General features: G+C 58.2%; 17 protein-coding genes and 1 riboswitch. Of the genes, 15 read left to right on the forward strand and 2 right to left on the reverse strand.

What is annotated here, in order from left to right:
- The first annotated feature begins 28 nt into the window (after positions 1-28).
- The 13 genes from NIM72_RS05750 to NIM72_RS05810 all read left to right on the forward strand — a co-directional run bounded on the left by NIM72_RS05750 (position 29) and on the right by NIM72_RS05810 (position 19,995).
- Positions 29-1,267: an MdtA/MuxA family multidrug efflux RND transporter periplasmic adaptor subunit gene (locus NIM72_RS05750; protein ID WP_161732268.1), complete on the forward strand. Its 1,239-nt coding sequence runs from the start codon at positions 29-31 to the stop codon at positions 1,265-1,267.
- Entirely contained in the window at positions 1,267-4,389 is a 3,123-nt protein-coding gene (locus NIM72_RS05755) for an MdtB/MuxB family multidrug efflux RND transporter permease subunit (protein ID WP_253419307.1), read from the forward strand. The genes NIM72_RS05750 and NIM72_RS05755 overlap by 1 nt, the downstream gene beginning before the upstream one ends.
- Positions 4,386-7,460, forward strand: coding sequence for a multidrug efflux RND transporter permease subunit MdtC (mdtC, locus tag NIM72_RS05760; RefSeq protein WP_253419310.1), 3,075 nt, complete (start codon positions 4,386-4,388; stop codon positions 7,458-7,460). The genes NIM72_RS05755 and mdtC overlap by 4 nt, the downstream gene beginning before the upstream one ends.
- A gap of 51 nt (positions 7,461-7,511) precedes the next feature.
- Positions 7,512-8,918: an MFS transporter gene (locus tag NIM72_RS05765; RefSeq protein ID WP_222925230.1), complete on the forward strand. Its 1,407-nt coding sequence runs from the start codon at positions 7,512-7,514 to the stop codon at positions 8,916-8,918.
- A complete protein-coding gene (gene baeS / locus NIM72_RS05770) occupies positions 8,915-10,303 on the forward strand; it encodes a two-component system sensor histidine kinase BaeS (RefSeq protein WP_161732260.1) in 1,389 nt (462 codons plus the stop codon). The genes NIM72_RS05765 and baeS overlap by 4 nt, the downstream gene beginning before the upstream one ends.
- A gap of 6 nt (positions 10,304-10,309) precedes the next feature.
- Complete coding sequence (baeR, locus tag NIM72_RS05775) at positions 10,310-11,017, forward strand: two-component system response regulator BaeR (RefSeq protein ID WP_161732258.1); 708 nt, start codon at positions 10,310-10,312, stop codon at positions 11,015-11,017.
- Between the two features lie 120 nt (positions 11,018-11,137).
- Positions 11,138-12,520: a tRNA 5-hydroxyuridine modification protein YegQ gene (gene yegQ, locus NIM72_RS05780; RefSeq protein WP_222925464.1), complete on the forward strand. Its 1,383-nt coding sequence runs from the start codon at positions 11,138-11,140 to the stop codon at positions 12,518-12,520.
- Between the two features lie 220 nt (positions 12,521-12,740).
- Complete coding sequence (gene yegS / locus NIM72_RS05785; RefSeq protein WP_161732256.1) at positions 12,741-13,640, forward strand: lipid kinase YegS; 900 nt, start codon at positions 12,741-12,743, stop codon at positions 13,638-13,640.
- A 452-nt stretch (positions 13,641-14,092) separates the two neighbouring features.
- Positions 14,093-15,307 carry a D-mannonate dehydratase ManD gene (gene manD, locus NIM72_RS05790; RefSeq protein WP_161732254.1) on the forward strand — a complete coding sequence of 405 codons (1,215 nt, stop codon included), beginning with the start codon at positions 14,093-14,095 and terminating at the stop codon, positions 15,305-15,307.
- A gap of 10 nt (positions 15,308-15,317) precedes the next feature.
- Positions 15,318-16,328 (forward strand): Zn-dependent oxidoreductase, encoded by a 1,011-nt coding sequence (locus tag NIM72_RS05795; protein ID WP_222925229.1) that lies wholly within the window; start codon positions 15,318-15,320, stop codon positions 16,326-16,328.
- Positions 16,329-16,410: 82 nt separating this feature from the next.
- The gene (locus NIM72_RS05800) at positions 16,411-17,694 is read left to right on the forward strand and encodes an MFS transporter (protein WP_222925228.1); all 1,284 of its coding nucleotides are present in this window, start codon (positions 16,411-16,413) and stop codon (positions 17,692-17,694) included.
- A 66-nt stretch (positions 17,695-17,760) separates the two neighbouring features.
- Entirely contained in the window at positions 17,761-19,221 is a 1,461-nt protein-coding gene (locus NIM72_RS05805) for a mannitol dehydrogenase family protein (RefSeq protein WP_161732249.1), read from the forward strand.
- An 87-nt stretch (positions 19,222-19,308) separates the two neighbouring features.
- Positions 19,309-19,995: a GntR family transcriptional regulator gene (locus NIM72_RS05810; RefSeq protein WP_161732247.1), complete on the forward strand. Its 687-nt coding sequence runs from the start codon at positions 19,309-19,311 to the stop codon at positions 19,993-19,995.
- Between the two features lie 52 nt (positions 19,996-20,047).
- On the opposite strand, the gene thiD is transcribed toward NIM72_RS05810, so the two are convergent.
- On the reverse strand, positions 20,048-20,848 hold the full coding sequence (thiD, locus tag NIM72_RS05815; RefSeq protein ID WP_222925226.1) for a bifunctional hydroxymethylpyrimidine kinase/phosphomethylpyrimidine kinase: 801 nt from the start codon (positions 20,846-20,848) through the stop codon (positions 20,048-20,050).
- Positions 20,835-21,632, reverse strand: coding sequence for a hydroxyethylthiazole kinase (gene thiM, locus NIM72_RS05820; RefSeq protein WP_253419313.1), 798 nt, complete (start codon positions 21,630-21,632; stop codon positions 20,835-20,837). Before thiM ends, thiD begins: the two co-directional genes overlap by 14 nt.
- Before the next feature lie 34 nt (positions 21,633-21,666).
- Positions 21,667-21,764, reverse strand: a riboswitch (TPP riboswitch).
- Between the two features lie 298 nt (positions 21,765-22,062).
- On the opposite strand from thiM, the gene NIM72_RS05825 reads away from it, so the two are divergent.
- Both NIM72_RS05825 and NIM72_RS05830 read left to right on the forward strand, forming a co-directional pair.
- On the forward strand, positions 22,063-22,260 hold the full coding sequence (locus tag NIM72_RS05825) for a hypothetical protein (protein ID WP_222925463.1): 198 nt from the start codon (positions 22,063-22,065) through the stop codon (positions 22,258-22,260).
- Positions 22,261-22,357: 97 nt separating this feature from the next.
- Entirely contained in the window at positions 22,358-23,317 is a 960-nt protein-coding gene (locus NIM72_RS05830) for an AEC family transporter (RefSeq protein WP_222925225.1), read from the forward strand.
- The last annotated feature ends 50 nt before the right edge of the window (positions 23,318-23,367 follow it).

Here is a 23,367-nt window from a genome sequence, read left to right on the forward strand (position 1 = left end):
ACGTCACTGCTGGAGAGCATCAACAATCATGAGCACCCGACATCCTGTTATGAAAAAAACCCTGATCGTGCTGGCCCTGATCGCCGTGGCCGCTGGCGGCTACTATGCCTGGCAACGCAATGCCCAGCCGCAGAGCAGCAGCCAGACGGATTCGCCAGCGCCACGTGGCGGTAAAGGCGGCGGTGATGGCGCGCGTCGTCCCCTCGCACCGGTTCAGGCCGCAACCGCCACTCGCCAGAGCGTGCCGCAATTTCTCAGCGGACTGGGAACGGTGACCGCCGCTAACACCGCCACGGTGCGCAGTCGGGTCAATGGCGACCTGCTGGCGATCCACTTCACCGAAGGCCAGCAGGTGAACGCAGGCGATCTCCTGGCAGAAGTCGACCCGCGGCCTTATCAGGTGGCGTTAACCCAGGCTCAGGGCCAGCTGGCGAAAGATCAGGCGACGCTGGCGAATGCCCGTCGTGACCTGGCGCGCTTCGAGAAGCTGGCAAAAACCTCGCTGGTGTCACAACAGGAGCTGGACACTCAGCGCTCACTGGTGAGTGAAACACTCGGCACCCTGAAAGCGGATGAGGGCGGCGTTGCCAGTGCGCAGCTCAACCTGACCTACAGCCGGATCACCGCGCCGATTGCTGGCCGGGTCGGGCTGAAACAGGTGGATGTTGGCAACTATGTCACCAGCGGCGACACCTCCGGTATCGTGGTGATCACCCAGACGCACCCGATTGATGTGGTTTTTACCCTGGCAGAAAACAGCATCAGTTCCATTCTGCAGGCGCAGAAAAGCGGCCTGCCGCTATTGGTTGAGGCCTGGGATCGCAGTAATCAGAATCTGATCGCCAGCGGCAAACTGCTGAGCCTGGATAACCAGATTGATGTCACCACCGGCACCATCAAAATCAAAGCGCGTTTTGATAATCAGGACGATACGCTGTTCCCTAACCAGTTCGTCAATGTGCGGCTGAAGGTCAACACCCTGCAGGATGCAGTGGTCATTCCGCCTGCCGCATTGCAGATGGGCAACGAAGGCCACTTTGTCTGGGTGGTGAACAGTGACAATAAGGTCAGCAAAAAAAGCGTAATTGCTGGTCTGCAGGACAGTGAGAAAGTGGTGATCAGCGCCGGTCTGGAGGCGGGTGAACGCGTAGTGACAGACGGGCTGGATCGCCTGACCGAAGGCGCGAAAGTTGAGGTGGTCGCGCCGCAGAGCAATGCTCCGCGCGCCACCCGCGCGACCCTGCCGTCAAAAGGAGAGCGTGAGTAATGCAGGTCATGCCTCCCGATCACAGTGGCGGGCCGTCACGCCAGTTTATTCTGCGCCCGGTTGCCACCACGCTGTTGATGATTGCGATTTTGCTGGCCGGGATACTGGGCTACCGCTTCCTGCCGGTCTCGGCGCTGCCCGAAGTCGACTATCCGACCATCCAGGTCGTCACGCTCTATCCGGGTGCCAGCCCGGATGTGGTCACCTCATCGATTACTGCCCCGCTTGAGCGTCAGTTTGGTCAGATGTCTGGCCTGAAACAGATGGCGTCGCAAAGCTCCGGCGGTGCCTCGGTAGTGACGCTGCAGTTCCAGCTGACGCTGCCGCTGGATGTGGCAGAACAGGAGGTGCAGGCAGCCATTAACTCAGCTACCAATCTGCTGCCCAACGATCTGCCTAATCCGCCGGTCTACAGCAAAGTGAACCCTGCCGATCCGCCGATCATGACGCTGGCCGTTACCACCCGCAGCATGCCGCTGACGCAGGTGCAGGACATGGTGGAAACGCGCGTCGCACAGAAAATCTCTCAGGTCAGCGGCGTCGGACTGGTGACGCTGTCGGGCGGTCAGCGTCCGGCGGTGCGGGTGAAGATGAATGCGCAGGCGCTGGCGGCGCTGGGTCTGACCAGCGAAACGGTGCGGACCGCGATCAGCAATGCCAACGTCAATTCGGCTAAAGGGAGCCTGGATGGCCCGACCCGCTCCGTCACTCTGTCAGCCAATGACCAGATGAAGTCGGCGGAAGACTATCGCCAGCTTATCATCAGCTATAAAAATGGTGCGCCGGTACGACTGGGGGATGTGGCAACCATTGAGCAGGGAGCAGAAAACAGCTGGCTCGGTGCCTGGGCCAACCGCGATGCGGCGATTGTGCTCAACGTTCAGCGTCAGCCTGGTGCCAATATCATCGCCACGGCAGATAATATCCGTGCCATGTTGCCCGCCCTGACCGCCGCCCTGCCAAAGTCGGTAGACGTTAAACTGCTCACCGACCGCACCACCAATATTCGCGCTTCGGTCAACGACACACAGTTTGAGCTGATGCTGGCGATGGCGCTGGTCGTGATGATCATTTATCTGTTTCTGCGCAACGTACCCGCCACGCTGATCCCGGCGGTGGCCGTACCGCTTTCGCTGATCGGTACCTTTGCAGCGATGTATTTCCTTGGCTTTTCCATTAACAACCTGACGCTGATGGCGCTGACCATCGCCACCGGCTTTGTGGTCGATGATGCCATCGTGGTGATTGAGAACATCTCACGCTATATCGAGAAAGGGGAAAAACCGCTGACCGCCGCACTGAAAGGGGCCGGGGAAATTGGCTTTACCATTATCTCCCTCACCTTCTCACTGATTGCGGTGCTGATTCCGCTGCTGTTTATGGGCGACGTAATTGGCCGCCTGTTCCGTGAATTTGCCGTCACGCTGGCGGTGGCGATTCTGATTTCAGCGGTGGTGTCACTGACCCTGACGCCGATGATGTGCGCCAGGATGCTGAGCGCGGAGTCGCTGCGCAAACAGAACCGCTTTTCGCGGGCCAGTGAAGCGATGTTTGATCGTATCGTCGCCACCTACGGTCGTGGCCTGAGCCGGGTGCTGAATCACCCCTGGCTGACGCTGTCGGTGGCGCTGGGCATGCTGGTCCTGACGCTGCTGCTGTGGATGGTGATCCCGAAAGGCTTCTTCCCGCAGCAGGACAACAGCATTATTCAGGGTACGCTCCAGGCTCCGCAGTCGGTCTCCTACGCCAGTATGGCGCAGCGCACCCGCGATGTTGCCTCCATTATCATGAAAGATCCGGCGGTTGAGAGCATGACCTCGTTTGTCGGCGTAGATGGCACCAATGCCTCGCTGAACAGCGCGCGGCTGCAGATCAACCTCAAACCGCTGGATCAACGCGACGACCGCATTCCTGCCATTCAGCAGCGCCTGCAACAGCAGGTCAGTGAGGTACCGGGCGTGCAGCTGTGGCTGCAGGCGGTGCAGGATCTCACTATTGATACCCAGGCGAGCCGCACGCCTTATCAGTTCACGCTGCAATCGGGTTCACTATCGTCGCTCAGCACCTGGGTTCCGGCCCTGCTTACCCGGCTCAGCACCCTGCCACAGCTGCGCGATGTCAGCAGTGACTGGCAGGATCAGGGGCTGGAAGCCTATGTCAACGTGGACCGCGACAGTGCCAGCCGGCTTGGCATCAGCATGGCGGACGTCGATAACGCGCTCTATAACGCCTTTGGGCAGCGGCTCATCTCAACCATCTATACGCAGGCGAATCAGTATCGTGTAGTGCTGGAGCAGGATAATAACGCCACGCCAGGTCTGGCGAGTCTGGATGCTATTCGCCTGAACAGCAGCGACGGCGGCAGCGTGCCGCTAAGTGCCATTGCCCGTATCGAGCAGCGCCACACGCCGCTGAGTATTAACCATCTCGACCAGTTCCCGTCGGCGACCTTCTCGTTCAACGTGGCTGACGGCTATTCGCTGGAAGATGCGGTAAAAGCCGTCTCACAGGCAGAAGCGCAGCTTGGCATGCCTGCCGAACTGATGACCCAGTTCCAGGGCAGCACGCTGGCCTTTGAGGCGGCGCTCGGCAGCACGGTCTGGCTGATGGTGGCGGCCATTGTGGCGATGTACATCGTGCTGGGCGTGCTTTATGAGAGCTTTATTCACCCGATCACCATTCTCTCGACGCTGCCTACCGCGGGTGTTGGCGCGCTGCTGGCGCTGATGCTCAGCGGCAATGAACTGGATATTGTGGCGATTATCGGCATCATCCTGCTAATCGGCATCGTGAAAAAGAACGCCATCATGATGATCGACTTTGCGCTGGCGGCGGAGCGTGAACAGGGTATGAAGCCTGTTGATGCCATCTATCAGGCCTGCCTGCTGCGCTTTCGCCCGATTCTGATGACCACGCTGGCCGCCCTGCTCGGCGCGCTGCCGCTGATGCTCAGCACCGGCGTCGGTGCTGAGCTGCGCCATCCGCTGGGCATTGCCATGGTCGGCGGGCTGATTCTGAGCCAGGTGCTGACGCTGTTCACCACGCCGGTGATCTACCTGCTGTTTGATCGTCTGGCGCACGCCACCCGTCGCCGCTTTGGCCGCACGGAGGCCGCAGAGTGAAGTTTTTTGCCCTGTTCATCAACCGGCCCGTCGCGACGACCCTGCTGACGCTGGCCATCGCCCTGGCGGGCATGCTGGGTTTCCGGCTGCTACCGGTAGCACCGCTGCCGCAGGTCGATTTCCCGGTGATTGTCATCTCGGCATCACTGCCGGGTGCCTCACCGGAGATTATGGCGTCGTCGGTGGCCACGCCGCTGGAGCGCTCGCTGGGACGCATCGCGGGCGTCAGTGAAATGACCTCCACCAGTTCGCTGGGCAGCACCCGCATCATTCTGGTGTTCGATTTTGATCGCGATATCAATGGCGCGGCGCGCGATGTGCAGGCCGCGATCAATGCGGCGCAGAGCCTGCTGCCCACAGGCATGCCGTCGCGTCCCACCTATCGCAAAGTAAATCCTTCTGATGCGCCAATTATGATCATGACGCTGACCTCGGATACCTACAATCCTGGTCAGCTCTATGATTACGCCTCGACCCAGCTGGCACAAAAGCTGTCGCAGATCGAGGGCGTGGGCGACGTCACCGTGGGCGGCAGTTCGTTGCCTGCGGTGCGTGTGGCGCTCAATCCGCAGGCGCTGTTTAATCAGGGCGTGTCGCTGGATGCGGTGCGCACCGCGATCTCGAACGCCAACCAGCGTCGGCCGCAGGGCGCACTGGATGACGCGCAGCAGCGCTGGCAGTTGCGTACCAATGACGCGCTGCAGACCGCCCGTGAGTATCAGCCGCTGGTGGTGCATTACAAAAACGGTGCAGCGGTGAAGCTGTCCGATGTGGCGACCGTCGAGGATTCGGTGCAGGACGTGCGTAACGCCGGGATGTCGCGCGGTAAACCCGCGGTGCTGCTGCTGATCCGCAAAACGCCTGAAGCCAACGTCATCGATACGGTTGACCGGATCCGTGCCGAAATGCCGCTGCTGCATGAGGTGATCCCGGCCGCCATCGATCTGCAGATTGCTCAGGATCGATCGCCCACCATTCGCGCCTCGCTGCATGAAGTGGAGCAGTCTCTGTTAATCGCCGTGGCGCTGGTGATCCTGGTGGTGTTTGTTTTCCTGCGCTCGGGGCGTGCCACGCTGATCCCCGCCGTCGCCGTGCCGGTTTCGCTGATCGGCACCTTTGCCGCGATGTACCTGTGCGGCTTCAGCCTGAATAACCTGTCGCTGATGGCGCTCACTATCGCCACCGGCTTTGTGGTGGATGATGCAATCGTAGTGCTGGAGAACATTGCCCGCCATGTCGAAGCGGGCATGAAACCGCTGGCCGCCGCGCTGAAAGGGGTACGGGAAGTCGGCTTTACCGTGCTGTCGATGAGCCTGTCGCTGGTTGCCGTGTTCCTGCCGCTGCTGATGATCGGCGGCCTGATTGGCCGTTTCTTCTCTGAGTTTGCCATTACGCTGTCGGTGTCTATCATCATCTCGCTGTTTATCTCCATCACCCTGACACCGATGATGTGCGCGTATCTGCTGAAGCCCCACGGGCCGCGCAGCCAGCCCCGTCGCCGCGGCGCAGGCCGGCTGCTGATGGCGCTTCAGCAGGGTTATGGTCGCTCGCTTAACGTGGTATTGAACCATGCACGCTGGGTCATGCTGCTGTTTTTCGCCACCATCTTCCTGACCGGCTGGCTGTTTGTTCATATCCCGAAAACCTTTATGCCGGAACAGGATACCGGGCGACTCTCCGGCTTTATCTCTGCTGACCAGAGCATTTCGTTTCAGGCGATGCGCAGTAAACTGCAGGATTTTATGGAGATCGTCGGTGCCGATCCCGCTGTAGACAGCGTGGTGGGCTTTACCGGTGGCATGCGCACCAACAGTGGCTCCATGTTTATCTCACTGAAGCCGCTGTCAGAGCGCAAAGAGAGTGCCGTGGAGATCATCGCCCGGTTGCGTACAAAGCTGGCGAAAGAGCCGGGTGCCAGCCTCTATCTGAATGCGGTGCAGGATCTGCGCGCAGGTGGCCGGGAGTCGAATGCCGGTTATCAGTATTCGCTGCTATCGGACGATCTCGCCGCGCTGCGGACGTGGGAGCCGAAAATTCGCGAGGCGTTCTCTGCCCTGCCGCAGCTGGCGGATGTGAACTCCGATCAGCAGGATAAAGGCAGCGAGATGGCGCTGACCTATGACCGGGAAAGCATGGCGCGGCTCGGCATCGATGTCTCTCAGGCCAATGCCCTGCTGAATAACGCCTTTGGTCAGCGTCAGATCTCCACCATCTACCAGCCGCTTAACCAGTACAAAGTGGTGATGGAGGTCGATCCACGCTACACCCAGGATATCAGCGCCCTGTCGCAGATGTTCGTGATAAACAGCGAAGGTAAAGCGATTCCGCTGTCGTGGTTCGCCCACTGGCAGCCCGCGAATGCACCACTCTCGGTCAATCATGAAGGGCTGTCTGCCGCCTCGACCATCTCATTCAACCTGCCGGAAGGTGTGTCGCTGTCGCAGGCATCGGAGGCAATTGAACGCACCATGACCGCGATTGGCGTGCCCTCCAGCGTGCGCGGCAGCTTTGCCGGAACCGCGCAGGTGTTTCAGCAGTCGCAGAGCAGCCAGCTCTGGCTGATGCTGGCGGCGATAGCGGCGGTCTATATCGTGCTGGGGATCCTCTATGAGAGCTATGTCCATCCGCTGACGATCCTCTCTACCCTGCCTTCGGCGGGTGTCGGCGCGCTGCTGGCACTGGAACTGTTTGATACGCCCTTCAGCCTGATTGCGCTGATCGGGATTCTGCTGCTCATCGGCATTGTGAAAAAGAACGCCATCATGATGGTCGACTTTGCACTGGAGGCAGAGCGAAACGGCCAGCTCAGCGCGCGCGAGGCGATATTCCAGGCCTGCCTGTTACGCTTCCGGCCCATTATGATGACCACGCTGGCGGCGCTGTTTGGCGCGCTACCGCTGGTGCTGAGCAGCGGCGACGGTGCTGAACTGCGCCAGCCGCTGGGGATTACCATCGCGGGCGGACTGGTGATGAGTCAGCTGCTGACGCTCTTCACGACGCCGGTCGTCTATTTAATGATGGATAAGCTGCGGCGCAGAAAACGCCCGCTGGCCGCTGCGCAGCAGCCGTAATGGGTCTGGCGGCGACAGACGGGGAATGTGACGCCTTGATCGGGGGGATTGATGACTACGCAAAGCACTAACGTCCGCTGGCAACTGTGGATTGTTGCCATCGGTTTCTTTATGCAGACGCTGGATACCACCATCGTCAATACCGCGATCCCGTCGATGGCACACGACCTGGGCGTCAGCCCGCTGCACATGCACTCGGTGATCGTCTATTACGTGCTGACGGTGGCCGTGATGCTGCCGGTCAGCGGCTGGCTGGCGGATCGCTTTGGCGTGCGCAACATCTTCTTCTGCGCGATTGTGCTGTTCAGCCTGGGTTCGCTACTGTGCGCCCTGTCCGGCACGCTGGATCAGCTGGTGCTGTCGCGCGTGGTTCAGGGGATTGGCGGGGCCATGATGGTGCCGGTGGGTCGCCTGACGGTGATGAAAATCGTGCCGCGAGAACAGTATATGTCCGCCATGACCTTTGTGACCCTGCCTGGCCAGATTGGTCCGCTGCTGGGTCCGGCGTTGGGCGGTGTGCTGGTCGAGTACGCCAGCTGGCACTGGATCTTTCTGATTAATATTCCGGTCGGTATCGCAGGCGCTATCGCCACCCTGATGCTGATGCCCAACTACAGCATGCAGACGCGCCGCTTTGATTTCGGTGGTTTTATTCTGCTGGCCGCCGGTATGGCTACCCTGACACTGGCGCTGGATGGTCAGCGCAGCAGCGGCGGTTCGCCGTTGCTGCTGGGGGCCATGATCCTCACTGGCATTTTCTCTCTGCTGTTTTACCTGATGCATGCGCGCGGAAATGATAACGCCCTGTTCAGCCTGAAGTTGTTTGATCATCGCGTTTACTCTATTGGCCTGCTCGGCAGTTTTACCGGCCGCATCGGCAGCGGCATGCTGCCCTTTATGACGCCCATTTTTCTGCAGCTCGGCATGGGCTACAGCCCGTTTCACGCCGGTCTGATGATGATTCCGATGGTGCTGGGGAATATGGGGATGAAGCGCATTGTGGTGCGCATCGTCAATCTCTATGGCTACCGTAATGTGCTGGTGATGTCGACCGTAGCGCTGGCGCTGGTGGTCCTGTTGTTCCCGCTGGTGGCGCTCATGGGTTGGGTCTGGCTGCTGCCGCTGGTGCTGTTTCTGCAGGGTATGGTCAACGCCATCCGCTTCTCTTCGATGAATACCCTGACGCTGAAGGAGTTGCCCGATGAGCTGGCCTCCAGCGGTAACAGCCTGCTGTCGATGATTATGCAGCTGTCGATGAGTATTGGCGTCACCGTGGCCGGGCTGCTGCTGGGCGCGTTTGCCCAGCAGAGTACGGCAAACAGCCCAGCGGAACACCAGATGTTTATTTATACCTACCTTTGCATGTCGCTGATTATCATCCTGCCCGCGCTGGTGTTCTGGCGCGTTCCGCCACAGGTGAGTACCAACGTTGATCTGCGACGCCGGAGAAAAAAATGAGTGTTAACCTGCGCCTGGGAATCGGGGCCAAACTGTTTATGGCGATTTTCGCCACCTGCATGCTGGTGCTGATCACTATGCACTGGGGCGTTCGCCTCAGTTTCGAACACGGCTTTGTCGACTACATTAAGCGCGGCAATGAGCAGCGGTTAAATCTGCTCAGCGATGCGCTGGCCGATCAGTATGAGCAGCATGGGAACTGGGATTTTTTACGCCACAACGATCGGCTGGTCTTCACCATGCTGCGCTCACTGGAGCAGAATCCCGACAGCAACAGCCAGTTGCCGCCACACGGCTGGCGCACCCAGTTCTGGATCCTCGATCAACAATATAAAGTGATGGTCGGGCCGCGTGCGCCGGTGCCGCCGGAGGGGACGCGCCGCAACATTACCACCAGCACCGGCAAAGTAGTCGGCTGGGTCATCGGCTCGCCGCCGGAGCGGCTGACGCGCAGTACCGACATTAATTTTGATCAACAGCAGCGGCGCACCAGCTGGATTATCGTGGGGCTGTCAACGCTGCTGGCGGCGCTGGCGACCTGGCTGATGGCGCGTGGCCTGCTGGCGCCGGTCAAGCGGCTGGTCGATGGCACGCATCATCTGGCGGCTGGTAATTTTGCCACCCGCGTTGAGGTCAGCAGCCGGGATGAGCTTGGCCAGCTGGCCGGTGACTTTAACCTGCTGGCCAGTTCGCTGGAGAAAAACGAAAGCATGCGCCGCGCCTTTATGGCCGATATCTCCCACGAGCTGCGCACGCCCCTGGCAATCCTGCGCGGTGAACTGGAAGCGATGCAGGATGGCGTACGCAAACTGACGCCAGACGCGATCGCCTCACTCCAGAGTGAAGTGGTGGTGCTGACCAAGCTGGTCGAAGACCTGCATCAGCTGTCGCTGTCGGACGTGGGTGCCCTCGCCTACCGCAAGCAGGCGACCGATCTGGTGCAACTGCTGGAAGTAACGGCGGGCAGCTTTGCCGAGCGCTACCGCGCGCATGGCCTGACGCTGAAGCTGAATTTACCCGACAACGCTCCCTTCTTTGGCGATCCCGACCGCCTGATGCAGTTGTTCACGAATCTGCTGGAGAACAGCCTGCGCTACACTGACAGCGGTGGCCGGGTTGAAGTGACGCTGAAGTATGAAGCCCCTCACTGGCATATTGAGTTTGATGACAGCGCACCCGGCGTTGACAGAGAACATCAGGTGCAGATTTTTGAGCGCTTTTTCCGCACCGAAGGCTCGCGCAATCGCGCCAGCGGCGGTTCGGGCCTGGGCCTGGCCATCTGTAAAAATATCGCAGACGCCCACGGCGGCGATATTCATGCGACGCACTCTGATTTAGGTGGACTGAAAATCGCGCTACACTTGCGCTATGTTCCCCCTGTGTAAACGCTTATGAGCCAGGAAAACCATGACCCGCTGATTCTGGTGGTCGAAGATGAGCCGAAACTGGCGCAGCTGATGATCGATTATCTGCACGCTTCGAACTACCGTACCCATCACATCGCCGACGGCAACGCGGTACTGGATTACGTGCGCCAGACGCCACCCGACCTGATGCTGCTGGATTTAATGCTGCCAGGCACCGACGGTTTAACGCTGTGCCGTGAAATCCGTCGCCATTCCGAGCTGCCGATTATTATGGTCACCGCCCGCACCGAGGAGATTGATCGGCTGCTGGGGCTGGAGCTGGGCGCGGATGACTACATCTGTAAACCCTTCAGCCCGCGTGAAGTGGTGGCGCGGGTCAAAACAATCCTGCGCCGGATAAAACGGTCGACGGAGGAGCCGCAGAGCGCCTCGTTACTGCGGGTTGATGAGAGCCGATTCTTCGCCAGCTGGCGTGAAAAGCCGCTGGATCTTACCCCGGCGGAGTTCCGGCTGCTGAAAACCCTGTCGCTGGAGCCGGGCAAGGTCTTTTCACGCGAACAGCTGCTCAACCATCTCTATGATGACTATCGCGTGGTCACGGATCGCACCATCGACAGCCATATCAAGAATCTGCGGCGCAAGCTGGAGAATCTCGACAGCGAGCAACCCTTTATCCGTGCCGTTTACGGCATGGGCTATCGCTGGGAAGCCGATGCCTGTCATTTGATCTAGTTTGATCCCGATCAATTTACTTCCCTTTTCTCACTGCCTACAATTCCGCACCTTTTGCAGGGCTTAACGGCTCTGCTTCTGCCGCTTAAGGCGGCATACTGACCTGACATCAGTGAGAACATCATGAAACCCGAACTGCTTTCCCCCGCCGGCACGCTGAAGAACATGCGTTACGCCTTCGCTTATGGTGCCGATGCCGTCTATGCCGGCCAGCCACGCTACAGCCTGCGCGTGCGCAACAACGAATTTACCCACGAGAATCTCGCACTGGGCATTAATGAAGCGCACGCGCTGGGTAAAAAATTCTACGTGGTGGTGAACATTGCGCCCCACAACGCCAAGCTGAAAACCTTTATTCGTGACTTAACGCCGGTGGTGGCGATGCAGCCCGACGCGCTGATCATGTCCGATCCCGGCCTGATCATGCTGGTACGTGAGGCTTTCCCGACGATGCCGATTCACCTGTCGGTGCAGGCCAATGCGGTCAACTGGGCCACGGTAAAATTCTGGCAGCAGATGGGGCTGAGCCGGGTGATTCTGTCACGCGAGCTGTCACTGGAGGAGATCGCTGAGATCCGCCAGCAGGTGCCGGAGATGGAGCTGGAAGTCTTTGTTCATGGTGCGCTCTGTATGGCTTATTCCGGTCGCTGTCTGCTGTCGGGCTATATGAACAAACGCGATCCGAATCAGGGCACCTGCACCAACGCCTGCCGCTGGGAGTATAAAGTGGCGGAAGGCCAGCAGGATGAAGTGGGGAATATCGTCGGTAGTCATGAGCCTATTCCGGTACAGGATGTGACGCCCACGCTGGGCATCGGTCAGCCCACCGACAAGGTATTTCTGCTGGAAGAGAAGATGAAGCCCGGCGAGGTGATGAGTGCGTTCGAAGATGAACACGGCACCTACATCATGAACTCGCGGGATCTGCGCGCAGTGGCGCACGTGGAGCGGCTCAGCGAGATGGGCGTACATTCACTGAAGATTGAGGGACGCACCAAGTCCTACTACTACTGCGCCCGCACTGCCCAGGTTTATCGCCGGGCGATTGATGATGCCGCGGCCGGTAAGCCGTTTGATCCCTCACTGCTGTTAACGCTGGAAGGCCTGGCCCATCGTGGCTACACCGAAGGTTTCCTGCGCCGCCACACTCACGACAGTTACCAGAATTATCAGCAGGGCTTTTCGGTGTCCGACCGCCAGCAGTTTGTCGGCGAATTCACCGGCGAACGCCGGGGCGAATGGGCTGAAGTAGCGGTGAAGAATAAGTTTATGCTGCACGACAGCGTGGAGATCATGACGCCCCAAGGGAATCTGAATTGCCAGCTGGACGCGCTGCAGAATGCGCGCGGCGAACCCACTGAAGTTGCGCCGGGCGATGGCCATCGCGTCTGGCTGCGGGTGCCCGAGGAGGTGGATCTGCGTTTTGCACTGCTGCTGCGCAATTTTGATCACGGTGAAGATACCCGGGACCCTCATAATCGTTTACCAACGGAAACATTTTGAGGAAATCAGAACAGGATCACAGACCCCTGCGCAGCGCTGCTTTATAGTCCCGCCTGCTGCTAACGAGTAACAACAAACGGCAGATTTACCAGGAACCACCTCATTTACCCGCCCGGCTCCCCCGTGCGGGTTTTCTTTTTTCTCTCTTTCGCCAATAATTTACTGCTGGCAGCTGTGTTATAAATCCCTTCTTACTCTGTAGATCTTCAAGGAACGCAAAATGGATAATAAACCGCTTACGCTGCTCATCCTGAATGGGAAAGGCGCGGGTAATGATGATCTGCGCGAAGCTATTACGACTCTGCGTGAAGAAGGCTTCGACATTGCGGTGCGTGTCACGTTTGAAAAAGGTGACGGCGACAGGTACGTTAAAGAGGCCATTGCGCTGCAGGCCGCGACCGTGGTGGCCGGTGGTGGCGATGGCACCATCAATGAAATTGCGACAGCGCTGGCTTCTTCTGAAGCGGATCATCGCCCGGTGCTGGGCATCCTGCCGCTGGGTACCGCCAACGATTTTGCCACCAGCGTCGGCATCCCGGAAGAGATGGAACCGGCACTGCGACTGGCAATTCAGGGCAAAGCTAGTGCCATCGATCTGGCCAGGGTAAATCAGAGCCACTACTTCATCAATATGGCGACCGGCGGGTTTGGCACCCGTATCACGACTGAAACGCCGGAAAAGCTGAAGTCGGCGCTGGGTGGCGTCTCCTACTTTATTCACGGCCTGATGCGCATGGATACCCTGAAACCCGATACCTGCGAGATCAGCGGCCCCGATTTCGCCTGGCAGGGTGATGCGCTGGTGATCGGTATTGGTAATGGTCGTCAGGCGGGCGGCGGTCAGCGGTTATGCCCTTCTGCCCTGATCAATGATGGCCGACTGGACGTCAGTGTTGTCACCGCGCAGGAGCTGCTGCCGACGCTGCTGCACTCCCTGACCGGCGACGATGACAATCCCGGCATCGTCACCACGCAGCTGGAGTCGCTTACGATTCGCTCTCCGCACGAGATGACCTTTAACCTTGATGGCGAACCGCTCTCCGGGCGCGAATTCGTGATTCAGGTGATGGCGGGCGCGCTGAGCTGTCGCCTGCCACCACAGTGTGAACTCCTTTCCTGAGCATGGGTCAGGGGCGAAAGCCCCTTCAGATTACTGACAAACTCACAGCTGTACGAATTTAGCAGCAACGCATTAGCTTAAAGCGTAGGGAACACGGGCAGAGGAGGAAAGCGTCCCGCGTCAGGGACGACGCGGGACGAGCATGCCAGGGATGGCGGCTTTTGCGACTTTCCGATCTGACTGTGTTCCCTTCGTCGGCTGGGTCTTACAGCCAGCAGGGGCAGACGCTGTCAATAACCTTAAGAGGGCGAAAGCCCCTTTTTCACGCTGGCCGCCCGTCGTTTTACTACCACGCCGCCCTTTTTGTCGCCAAATAATACGCCAGTTCATTACCCCATTTCGTCCCAGAAAACAGTCTGTGACTGGCTTCACAACTCTGCCAGACTAACTTGTATGGTAGTATTAAAGCGCGTACTTTTTCGTCATTGAACGCTGACTGAAAGGCAACCAGGATGAAAATTGTTAAGGCGGAAGTATTTGTAACCTGCGCAGGCAGAAACTTTGTCACACTCAAAATCACCACCGATGAGGGTCTGACCGGCGTGGGTGATGCCACGCTGAATGGCCGCGAGCTGCCGGTCGCCTCCTACCTGAAAGATCATGTCTGCCCGCAGCTGATTGGCCGCGATGCGCATCAGATCGAAGACATCTGGCAATATTTCTACAAGGGCGCTTACTGGCGTCGTGGCCCGGTCACCATGTCCGCTATCTCGGCCGTCGATATGGCACTGTGGGATATCAAAGGCAAAGCCGCCAATATGCCGGTGTATCAGTTGCTGGGTGGCGCATCACGCACCGGCGTGATGGTCTATTGCCACACCACCGGCCACTCCATTGATGAAGTGATGGATGACTACGCGAAGCACAAAGAGCTGGGCTTTAAAGCGATCCGCGCGCAGTGCGGCGTCCCGGGCATGAAAACCACCTACGGCATGGCGAAAGGCAAAGGTCTGGCCTATGAGCCTGCAACTAAAGGTAACTGGCCCGAAGAGCAGCTCTGGTCAACCGAGAAATACCTCGATTTCACCCCGAAACTGTTCGCCGCCATCCGTGACAAGTTTGGTTTCGATGAGCACTTGCTGCATGACATGCATCATCGCCTGACGCCAATCGAAGCGGCGCGTTTTGGCAAGAGCGTGGAAGATTATCGCCTGTTCTGGATGGAAGATCCGACGCCTGCTGAGAATCAGGAGTGCTTCCGCCTGATCCGCCAGCATACCGTCACGCCGATTGCCGTGGGGGAAGTGTTCAACAGCATCTGGGATTGTAAGCAGCTGATTGAAGAACAGCTGATCGACTACATCCGCACCACCATTACGCATGCGGGCGGCATTACCGGTATGCGGCGTATCGCTGATTTTGCCTCGCTCTATCAGGTACGCACCGGCTCGCACGGTCCTTCTGATCTCTCCCCTATCTGCATGGCGGCTGCACTGCACTTTGACCTCTGGGTGCCGAACTTCGGTGTGCAGGAGTACATGGGCTTCTCCGAACAGATGATGGAGCTGTTTGAGGCTAACTGGACCTTTGACCAGGGCTACATGCATCCAGGCGACAAACCCGGTCTCGGCATTGAATTCAACGAGAAACTGGCGTCGAAATATCCCTATGAACCTGCCTATCTCCCGGTTGCCCGTCTTGAAGATGGCACCCTGTGGAACTGGTGAGGAGAAGCTGATGAAAAGCGTTGTTATTGAACAGCCGGGTGAACTGGTGGTGGCTGAACGTCCACGGCCACAACCCGCGGCGGGCGAAGTCCGTATTAAAGTGGCCTATGCCAGCATCTGCGGATCGGACGTGCATATCTGGCACGGTCATAACCCGTTCGCCAAATATCCGCGAGTGATTGGTCACGAGTTTTTTGGCGTGATTGACGCGGTGGGCGACGGTGTTGATCCGGCCCGGCTGGGCGACCGCGTGGCGGTGGATCCGGTGGTGAGCTGCGGCAGCTGTTATCCCTGCTCGGTAGGCCGTCCCAATGTCTGCACCACACTGCAGGTGATTGGCGTGCACCGTGATGGCGGCTTCAGCGAGTTTGCGCTGGCTCCGGCGAAAAATGCCTTTTCCCTGCCGGACAGCATCCCCGATCGGCTCGCCAGTCTGATTGAGCCTTTCACTATTGCCGCCAATATCACCGCGTTTCTCAAGCCACAGCCAGACGATGTGGCGCTGATTTACGGCGCCGGTCCGATGGGGCTTACTGCGATTCAGGTGCTGAAGGGCGTCTATAAGGTTAAAAAGGTGATGGTGGTGGATCGCCTGCCGGAAAGGCTGGCACTTGCAGAACAGAGCGGTGCCGATCAACTGTTCGATAACAGCGAAATCCCGCTGGCGGCACAACTTGAGGGCGTGCAGCCTACGCTGATTATCGACGCGGCGTGCCATCCCACCATTCTGGCTGAAGCAGCTGCCCTCGCCTCACCCGCCGCGCGCATCGGTCTGCTGGGCTTCTCCGGCGAGCCGTGCAGCATTACTCAGCAGAGCCTGACCAGTAAGGAGCTGTCGCTGTTTACCTCACGTCTTAACAGCAATCGTTTCCCACAGGTGATCGAATGGATGGAAAAAGGGTTAATCCAGCCAGAGAAGCTGGTCACTCACTACTTTCCGCTGCATGAAATTGAACGCGCGATGACCCTGTTCGAAAAAGATCCGCGCACCTGCTGCAAAGTCATACTTCAGATGGGTTAATTATCCGCTGAACACCAGGTCTCCTCAGCCGGTGCGTACCCGCCGGCATGACTATAAAGATAAAACAGATCACGGAGTTTGTATGTTCAAGAATCTGCGCTGGACCCTCGTTTTGCTGCTGTTCCTGGTTTACATGATTAACTACCTCGATCGTGTCGCCCTGTCGCTGACCGTACCGCTGGTAGAGAAAGATCTGGCGATTAATGCTGAGCAGTTTGGCATGATCTTCGGCAGCTTTTTCTTTGGCTATGCCCTGTTTAACTTCCTTGGCGGGCTTGCCACTGACCGCTATGGTCCAAAAATCGTACTGGCCGTGGCGGTGGGTGCCTGGTCCATTTTCTGCGGCATGACCGCGCTGGCCACCGGCTTCTGGTCGCTGCTGATCCTGCGTGTGCTGTTCGGCATGGCTGAAGGCCCGATCTGCTCTTCGGCTAACAAAGCGATTAATGGCTGGTTCCCGAAGAAACAGGCCGCCACGGCGATGGGTTTACTTAGTGCCGGGTCACCTTTAGGTGGCGCAGTCGCCGGCCCGATCATTGGTTATCTGGCCCTGGCCTATGGCTGGCGTCCGGCCTTTGTGATCGTCTGCTGTATCGGTCTGGTATGGATGGCGTTCTGGCTCTTCTTTGCCGCTGATAATCCGGCGAAGAGCAAACTGGTCACCGAAAAAGAGCGTCAGCTGATCGATCGCCTGAAAGCCACCAGCCCGAATGATGAGGTTGACCTGTCAGAAACGTCACATCCGTTTGGCTACTACCTGCGCCAGCCGATTATCCTGGTCACGGCATTTGCCTTCTTCTGCTACAACTACATCCTGTTCTTCTTCCTGAGCTGGTTCCCGGCCTACCTTGTGCAGGCGCACGGCCTGGATATCAAATCAATGAGCATCACCACCATGATCCCGTGGATCGTCGGTTTCGTTGGCCTGGCACTGGGTGGGTGGATCTCCGATAAAATCTTTAACATCACCGGCAAGCTGTTGTTGTCCCGCAAAATTGTGCTGGTGGTCTCACTGCTGGCCGCCGCAATTTGTGTGGCGCTGGCGGGTACGATAAAAGATGTGGTGCCTGCGGTAATTATGATGTCTGTGTCGATTTTCTTCCTCTACATCACCGGCGCGATCTACTGGGCGATTATTCAGGATGTGGTGCACAAAAGTCGTATCGGCAGCATCAGCGGCTTTATCCATCTGGTGGGGAGCCTTTCCGGCATCATCGGGCCGATCGTCACCGGCTTTATTGTTCAGCATACCGGTAAATTCGATAGCGCCTTTGTGCTGGCGGGTTGTGTCGCCGCGCTGGGGGCTTTCCTGGTGCTGTTTGTGATTCGCAGTCCGAAACCTGAGGATAAACCGGTTTCGGTCTGAGTGTTGTTCCGCTAACAGAACGATGTTTTGGGGCGCTTTGCGCCCCGTTTGCCATAAGGACGGACTATGTTACAGATTGATTGCCTCCCCGCTGAGGTCCGGCGCCCCGCTTACGACCGCAGCCAGTTAAAAACCCGCATGGTGCATATCGGTTTTGGTGCTTTTCATCGCGCTCATCAGGCACTTTGCAGCGACAGGCTGGCTGAACAGGGTAGCGACTGGGGATACTGCGAAGTGAACCTCAACAGCGGCGCGCTGATTCAGGCTCTGCGTGAGCAGCATCTGCTCTATACCCTCACCGAGATGGCTGATGATTCCCTGCATACCCGGGTAATTGGCGTTATTACCCAGGCGCTGCACGGTAAAAGTGACGGTATTGAGGCGGTGATTAACGCCATGAGTCAGCCTGAAGTGGCGATTGTCTCCATGACCGTCACTGAAAAAGGCTACTGTCATCAGCCCGCCAGTGGCAATTTAAATCCCGATCATCCCGATATCGTCCATGACCTGCAGCATCCGGATGCGCCACGCTCGCTGCCAGGTCTGATTCTGGCCGCGATCCGCCGCCGCCGTGACCAGGGGCTACCTGCCTTCAGCGTGATGTCCTGTGACAACATGCCGGAAAATGGTCATGTCACCCGCAACGTGATTGTGCAACTGGCGCGGCAGCAGGATCCGGCGCTGGCAGAGTACATTCAGCAGCACATTACCTTCCCCTCAACCATGGTCGATCGCATCGTTCCGGCGATGACCGATGCGGCGTTTGCGGCCCTGAGCGCGCGCCTGGGTTCCAGCGACCCGGTTGCGGTTGAAGCGGAACCCTTCTTCCAGTGGGTGATTGAAGATAACTTCGTCAATGGTCGTCCGGCGTGGGAAAACGCGGGCGCAGAACTGGTCAGTGACGTTCTGCCCTATGAAGAGATGAAACTGCGCATGCTGAATGGCAGCCACTCTTTCCTGGCCTATCTCGGCTTCCTTGCCGGTTATGAATACATCAGCGACTGCATGGCCGATCACCATTTCCGCGCCGCCGCCCGTTCACTGATGATCGATGAGCAGGCTCCTACTTTGCGCACTCAGGGCGTGGATCTCAACGCCTATGCCGATTCACTGATTGCGCGTTATGAAAATCGCGCCATTAAACATCGCACCGGACAGATTGCCACTGACGGCACACAGAAACTGCCACAGCGTATGCTCGATAGCCTGCGCTGGCACCTGCAGCGCGGTAGTGACTGCGACCTGCTGCTGCTGGGCGTAGCGGGCTGGATGCGCTATGTCGGCGGCGTCGATGAACAGGGTCAGCCGATCGACATCCGCGATCCGCTGAAAGCGCAGCTCGCAGAGTGCGTTGCCGCCAGTGAAGAAGGTGAGTCTCGCGTGCGGGCATTGCTCGCCATCCGCGAAGTATTCGGCGAGGATCTGGCGCAGAATAGCGACGTGGTTGCCCGACTGACTGTCTGGTATCAGCAACTCACCACCCAGGGCGCGCGTGCTACAGTGCATCAGTGTCTCAACCGCGGCTAAAAGCGCTGGCGCAGACGCAGCGCGCTGATTAGACTGACACTTTCCCATCGCGCTGGCCCCGGTCAGCCGTAATATGGATATTGCTGCATGTCGATCGCCTATACCATTACTACCAGCGAACCGGTAAATCAGCAGATTTACCGTTATCTGCGCAAAGATATTGTTACCTGCGCAATTCAGCCAGGTTCGCTGCTCTCTGAAAAAGAGGTCTCAGCACGCTTCAACGTCTCACGCCAGCCGGTGCGTGAAGCGTTCATAAAGCTGGCTGAAGCCGGACTGGTACAGGTATTGCCGCAGCGCGGCACCTTCGTGCGCAAAATCTCCGCTAAACGTGTCGCGGATGGCCGGTTTATCCGTGAGGCGGTGGAAGTGTCGGTAGTGCGGCGGGCAGCGGTGGAGATTGACGATCCCGCCCTGATGGCACTGGAACATAATCTGCAGCTGCAGCGCATGGCCGCTGAGCGGCATGACAGCCAGGCTTTCCTCACTCTGGACGATGAGTTTCATCGCCTGATCGCTGAAAGCATTGACTGCAAGCTCGCCTGGGAGACGGTGGAAAACATAAAAGCGGCTATGGACAGGGTGCGGTTTCTGACGCTGAGTGAAGTCTCACCACCGGAGAGGCTGATTGAGCAGCATGAAGAGATTTTTGCCGCGCTGAAGCGCCATGACGCCGATGCCGCCGAAGCGGCGATGCGTCGTCACCTGCAGGAGATGATCTTCTCAATCACCCCGATTGCCGAGCGTAACAGCGCCTGGTTTGAAGCGCCCTGAAACGGAAACTGCCCGCACCGCCTGATTACCAGGTCGATGCGGACCTTCGCCGTCACCACCACTGATGAAAATGGTGCACCGGTCCGATGCCGTTCCCGACCTCCAGCGAATCCGCCTGTAACAGCGCCTGCTGCAACCAGTTTTTCGCTTCCTCAATCGTCTCTGCCCAGTCAGTATGGCGCGGACGTAACGCGGCTAAGGCGGCCGACAGCGTGCAGCCGGTGCCATGGGTATGACGGGTATGCACGCGTGGCGTGCTGAATCGCTGTTCCGCTGAGTGAGTAATCAGCCAGTCCGGACTCTCCGACGCCGCCAGATGACCGCCCTTCATCAGCACGGCCTGACAGCCGAGTGCCAGCAAGGCCCGCCCCTGCTCGCGCATCTCTGCCTCATTGGTGGCGATAGCGCAATCCAGCAACGCCGCCGCTTCCGGCAGATTTGGCGTGATCAGCGACACCTGCGGTAATAACTGCTCCCGTACGCTGGCCACGGCGTCTGGCGAAAGCAGCGCATCACCACTTTTCGCGACCATGACCGTATCCAGCACGACAAACGGGATCTCAGCACGCCTCAGCCGGGCTGCAACCTGTTCCACAATGGCCGTTTCAGACAGCATGCCGATTTTTGCGCTGTCGATACGCACATCATCCAGTACCGAATCGAGCTGGGCGGCAACAAAGTCAGGCGCAATGCGATAAACCGACTGCACGCCCTGGGTGTTTTGTGCCACCAGCGCGGTAATCACACTGGTGCCGTAGGCACCCAGAGCTGAGAAGGTTTTCAGATCGGCCTGGATGCCCGCGCCGCCACTGGGATCGGTACCGGCAATCGTCAGAGCATTAATGCGCTTCATGCTCTACCCCCAGCGTCCAGAGTGCATCAATAAACGCCGTGACAAAGCTGCCGGGTCCGGCTGCCTGCGCCGCTGCCTTTTCACCCGACAGGGCCATTATCTGACAGGCCGCCGCCACGTTCATCAGCCGATCGCCTGGCAGAGCAGTGAATCCCGCCACTACAGCAGAAAGTGCGCAGCCGGTTCCGACCACGCGCGTCATTAACGGGCTTCCACCGGTTATGGCAAGGAGTCGCCGACCGTCGGTGGCGTAGTCCACTTCACCGGTGACGACCACAAGCGTGCTCCAGGTTTCCGCGAGCTGTTGGGCCGCATTGAGTGCTGCATCCGCCTGATGCAGCGTGTCGACACCGCGCCCGCCGCCGGCCTGTTGTGCCAGCGCCAGAATCTCTGACGCATTTCCCCGAATCACCGCCGGTTGCTGGCTGAGCAGTTGCTGACAGAAGTCGCTGCGCAGCGTCAGCGCGCCGACGGCAACCGGATCGAGTGTCCAGGGGGTGCCCGCCTGATTAGCCGCGATAACTGCAGCCTGCATCGCCTTCTGGCGCTCGCGGGTTAACGTGCCCACGTTAATCAGCAACGCATCGGCAAAGCGGCCGAACTGTGCCGCTTCGTCAGCATCGATCACCATTGCCGGTGAGGCATTGAGCGCGAGTAACACATTGGCAGTGAAGCTCTGGACCACGTCATTGGTCATGCAGTGCACCAGCGGTGACTGACGGCGGAAAGTGTGCAGAACGGGCGCGAAGTGCGCAGCAGAAAGGTGTTGAGATTGATGTGTCATCGTAGCTCCCAACCGGCGAACAAGAAGGCGAATGCGGTCAGGCATCAGACTTCCCTACGCTGGCATTATCCAGATCAGGTAATACGGGTATTTCTCAGCCTTCATTTAAGAAGGGCACCCCGAGTCGTGTTACGGCTTGCAGCATAGGCAAGCCGTACTGTTAAAGCAAGCCTGGAAAATAATCGGAACTGAAACAATTCACATGATCCCGATCAACTCTCAGCAGTACAAAAAAAGGCTTAATGCTGCGGGCTATCGGAATACCTCTTTATAAGTAGAAGTGTTTATTACCCTGATGAGTAATATTTCCCGCAGTGAATCTGGTGACCCCATAATAACTAACCTGCTCGCAGCATTATCGTAAAAAACACGTTATTTCATGGAGTTAAAAAACTTCTGAAGCGGAACTTCATACTATTCAGGACGTATGATGCGATTTTTAGCGCTTATTCCACACCGTCATCGATGGCAGGAGATTAATATTGAACGCAAGGGTGCCGTGGCACCCAATGGCAGACAGTACCTCTCCACCTATCTTTCCGCCCGCTGCACAGGCTGTGGCGAAATTATTCACCGGGTCTATTATCGGGATATCAGTGACAGACAGGCACGCCGCTGGTTAGGTTAGTGTCCGGGCAACGGTCATTCCAGACACAGTTCAAGTTAACAGTTAGTTAGCAATTTGTTAGTCTGGTAACTAATCATCGCCTGACCAGACTCTCTCTATGCCACTGCTGTTTGAAAGCTTAAGCCATCAAATTTATCTGTCAGCCCCGCTGTTTATCCTGATCCTGCTGGGATACTGTCTGACGCGCCTCGGAAAATGGCCCGCCAGCATCAGCGAAGGGATGAACCGCTTTGTATTTAACGTCGCACTGCCCTGCATGCTGTTTCGGGTGATGAGCACCTTCTCGCAAAGTCCGCCGGTGGATGCGCGCCTGTTGCTGGCCTTCTTCGGCAGTTGCCTGCTGGTGTTTATCGTGGGGCGACTGCTGGCAACAAGGCTGTTCAATCTGGATGGCGTAGCGGCGTCGGTTTTTGCGCTGGGCGGCATCTTTTCCAATAACGTGATGCTGGGGATCCCGGTGGCCACAGTACTGCTGGGGCCAGAAGCCCTGCCCCCGGTGGCGCTGGTTCTGGTATTTAACAGCCTGATCCTCTGGACCTTACTCACCGTTTCGGTCGAATGGGCGAAACAGGGCAGCTTCTCGCTGGAAGGCGTGTGGCGCACCCTGATTGGGGTAGTAAAGAATCCACTCATCATCGGCATTCTCAGCGGGACGGCCTGGAGTTTTCTGCAGCGTCCTTTGCCGATGCTGGCCGCAGAACCGTTAAAGATGCTGGCTTCACTGGCCGCGCCCCTGTCGCTGGTGACGCTGGGCATGAGCCTGGCGCATTATCGGGTGCGGGAAGGACTTAAAGAGAGCTATACCCTCTGCCTGCTGAAGCTGGTGCTGCAGCCGATGACGGTATGGGCTATCGCGTGGCTGACCGATTTGCCACCGCTGGAGAGTAAAGTGGTGGTACTGCTGGGATCGATGGCAGTCGGGGTTAACGTCTATCTGATGTCGCAGAAGTTCAATGTCATTACCGGCCCGGCGGCGGCGAGTATGCTGTTTTCAACGGTATTTGCGGCGGTGACGACGCCGATATGGATGATGCTGATGACACTGGCGGGCTATTAACAGGCTAAAAAAAAAGCCCCTCAGCAGGCGTGCTGAAGGGCTATTGTCTG

Source organism: Pantoea sp. B550 (assembly GCF_024158165.1).
Classification (GTDB): domain Bacteria; phylum Pseudomonadota; class Gammaproteobacteria; order Enterobacterales; family Enterobacteriaceae; genus Pantoea; species Pantoea alfalfae.

Coding starts and splice junctions, on each gene's coding strand:
- NIM72_RS05825 (WP_222925463.1), top strand. CDS start 22,063: ATGCGATTTTTAGCGCTTATTCCACACCGTCATCGATGGCAGGAGATT.
- baeS (WP_161732260.1), top strand. CDS start 8,915: ATGAGTGTTAACCTGCGCCTGGGAATCGGGGCCAAACTGTTTATGGCG.
- NIM72_RS05810 (WP_161732247.1), top strand. CDS start 19,309: ATGTCGATCGCCTATACCATTACTACCAGCGAACCGGTAAATCAGCAG.
- NIM72_RS05750 (WP_161732268.1), top strand. CDS start 29: ATGAGCACCCGACATCCTGTTATGAAAAAAACCCTGATCGTGCTGGCC.
- NIM72_RS05830 (WP_222925225.1), top strand. CDS start 22,358: ATGCCACTGCTGTTTGAAAGCTTAAGCCATCAAATTTATCTGTCAGCC.
- baeR (WP_161732258.1), top strand. CDS start 10,310: ATGAGCCAGGAAAACCATGACCCGCTGATTCTGGTGGTCGAAGATGAG.
- thiD (WP_222925226.1), bottom strand. CDS start 20,848: ATGAAGCGCATTAATGCTCTGACGATTGCCGGTACCGATCCCAGTGGC.
- thiM (WP_253419313.1), bottom strand. CDS start 21,632: ATGACACATCAATCTCAACACCTTTCTGCTGCGCACTTCGCGCCCGTT.
- NIM72_RS05765 (WP_222925230.1), top strand. CDS start 7,512: ATGACTACGCAAAGCACTAACGTCCGCTGGCAACTGTGGATTGTTGCC.
- NIM72_RS05795 (WP_222925229.1), top strand. CDS start 15,318: ATGAAAAGCGTTGTTATTGAACAGCCGGGTGAACTGGTGGTGGCTGAA.
- manD (WP_161732254.1), top strand. CDS start 14,093: ATGAAAATTGTTAAGGCGGAAGTATTTGTAACCTGCGCAGGCAGAAAC.
- yegS (WP_161732256.1), top strand. CDS start 12,741: ATGGATAATAAACCGCTTACGCTGCTCATCCTGAATGGGAAAGGCGCG.
- NIM72_RS05800 (WP_222925228.1), top strand. CDS start 16,411: ATGTTCAAGAATCTGCGCTGGACCCTCGTTTTGCTGCTGTTCCTGGTT.
- NIM72_RS05805 (WP_161732249.1), top strand. CDS start 17,761: ATGTTACAGATTGATTGCCTCCCCGCTGAGGTCCGGCGCCCCGCTTAC.
- NIM72_RS05755 (WP_253419307.1), top strand. CDS start 1,267: ATGCAGGTCATGCCTCCCGATCACAGTGGCGGGCCGTCACGCCAGTTT.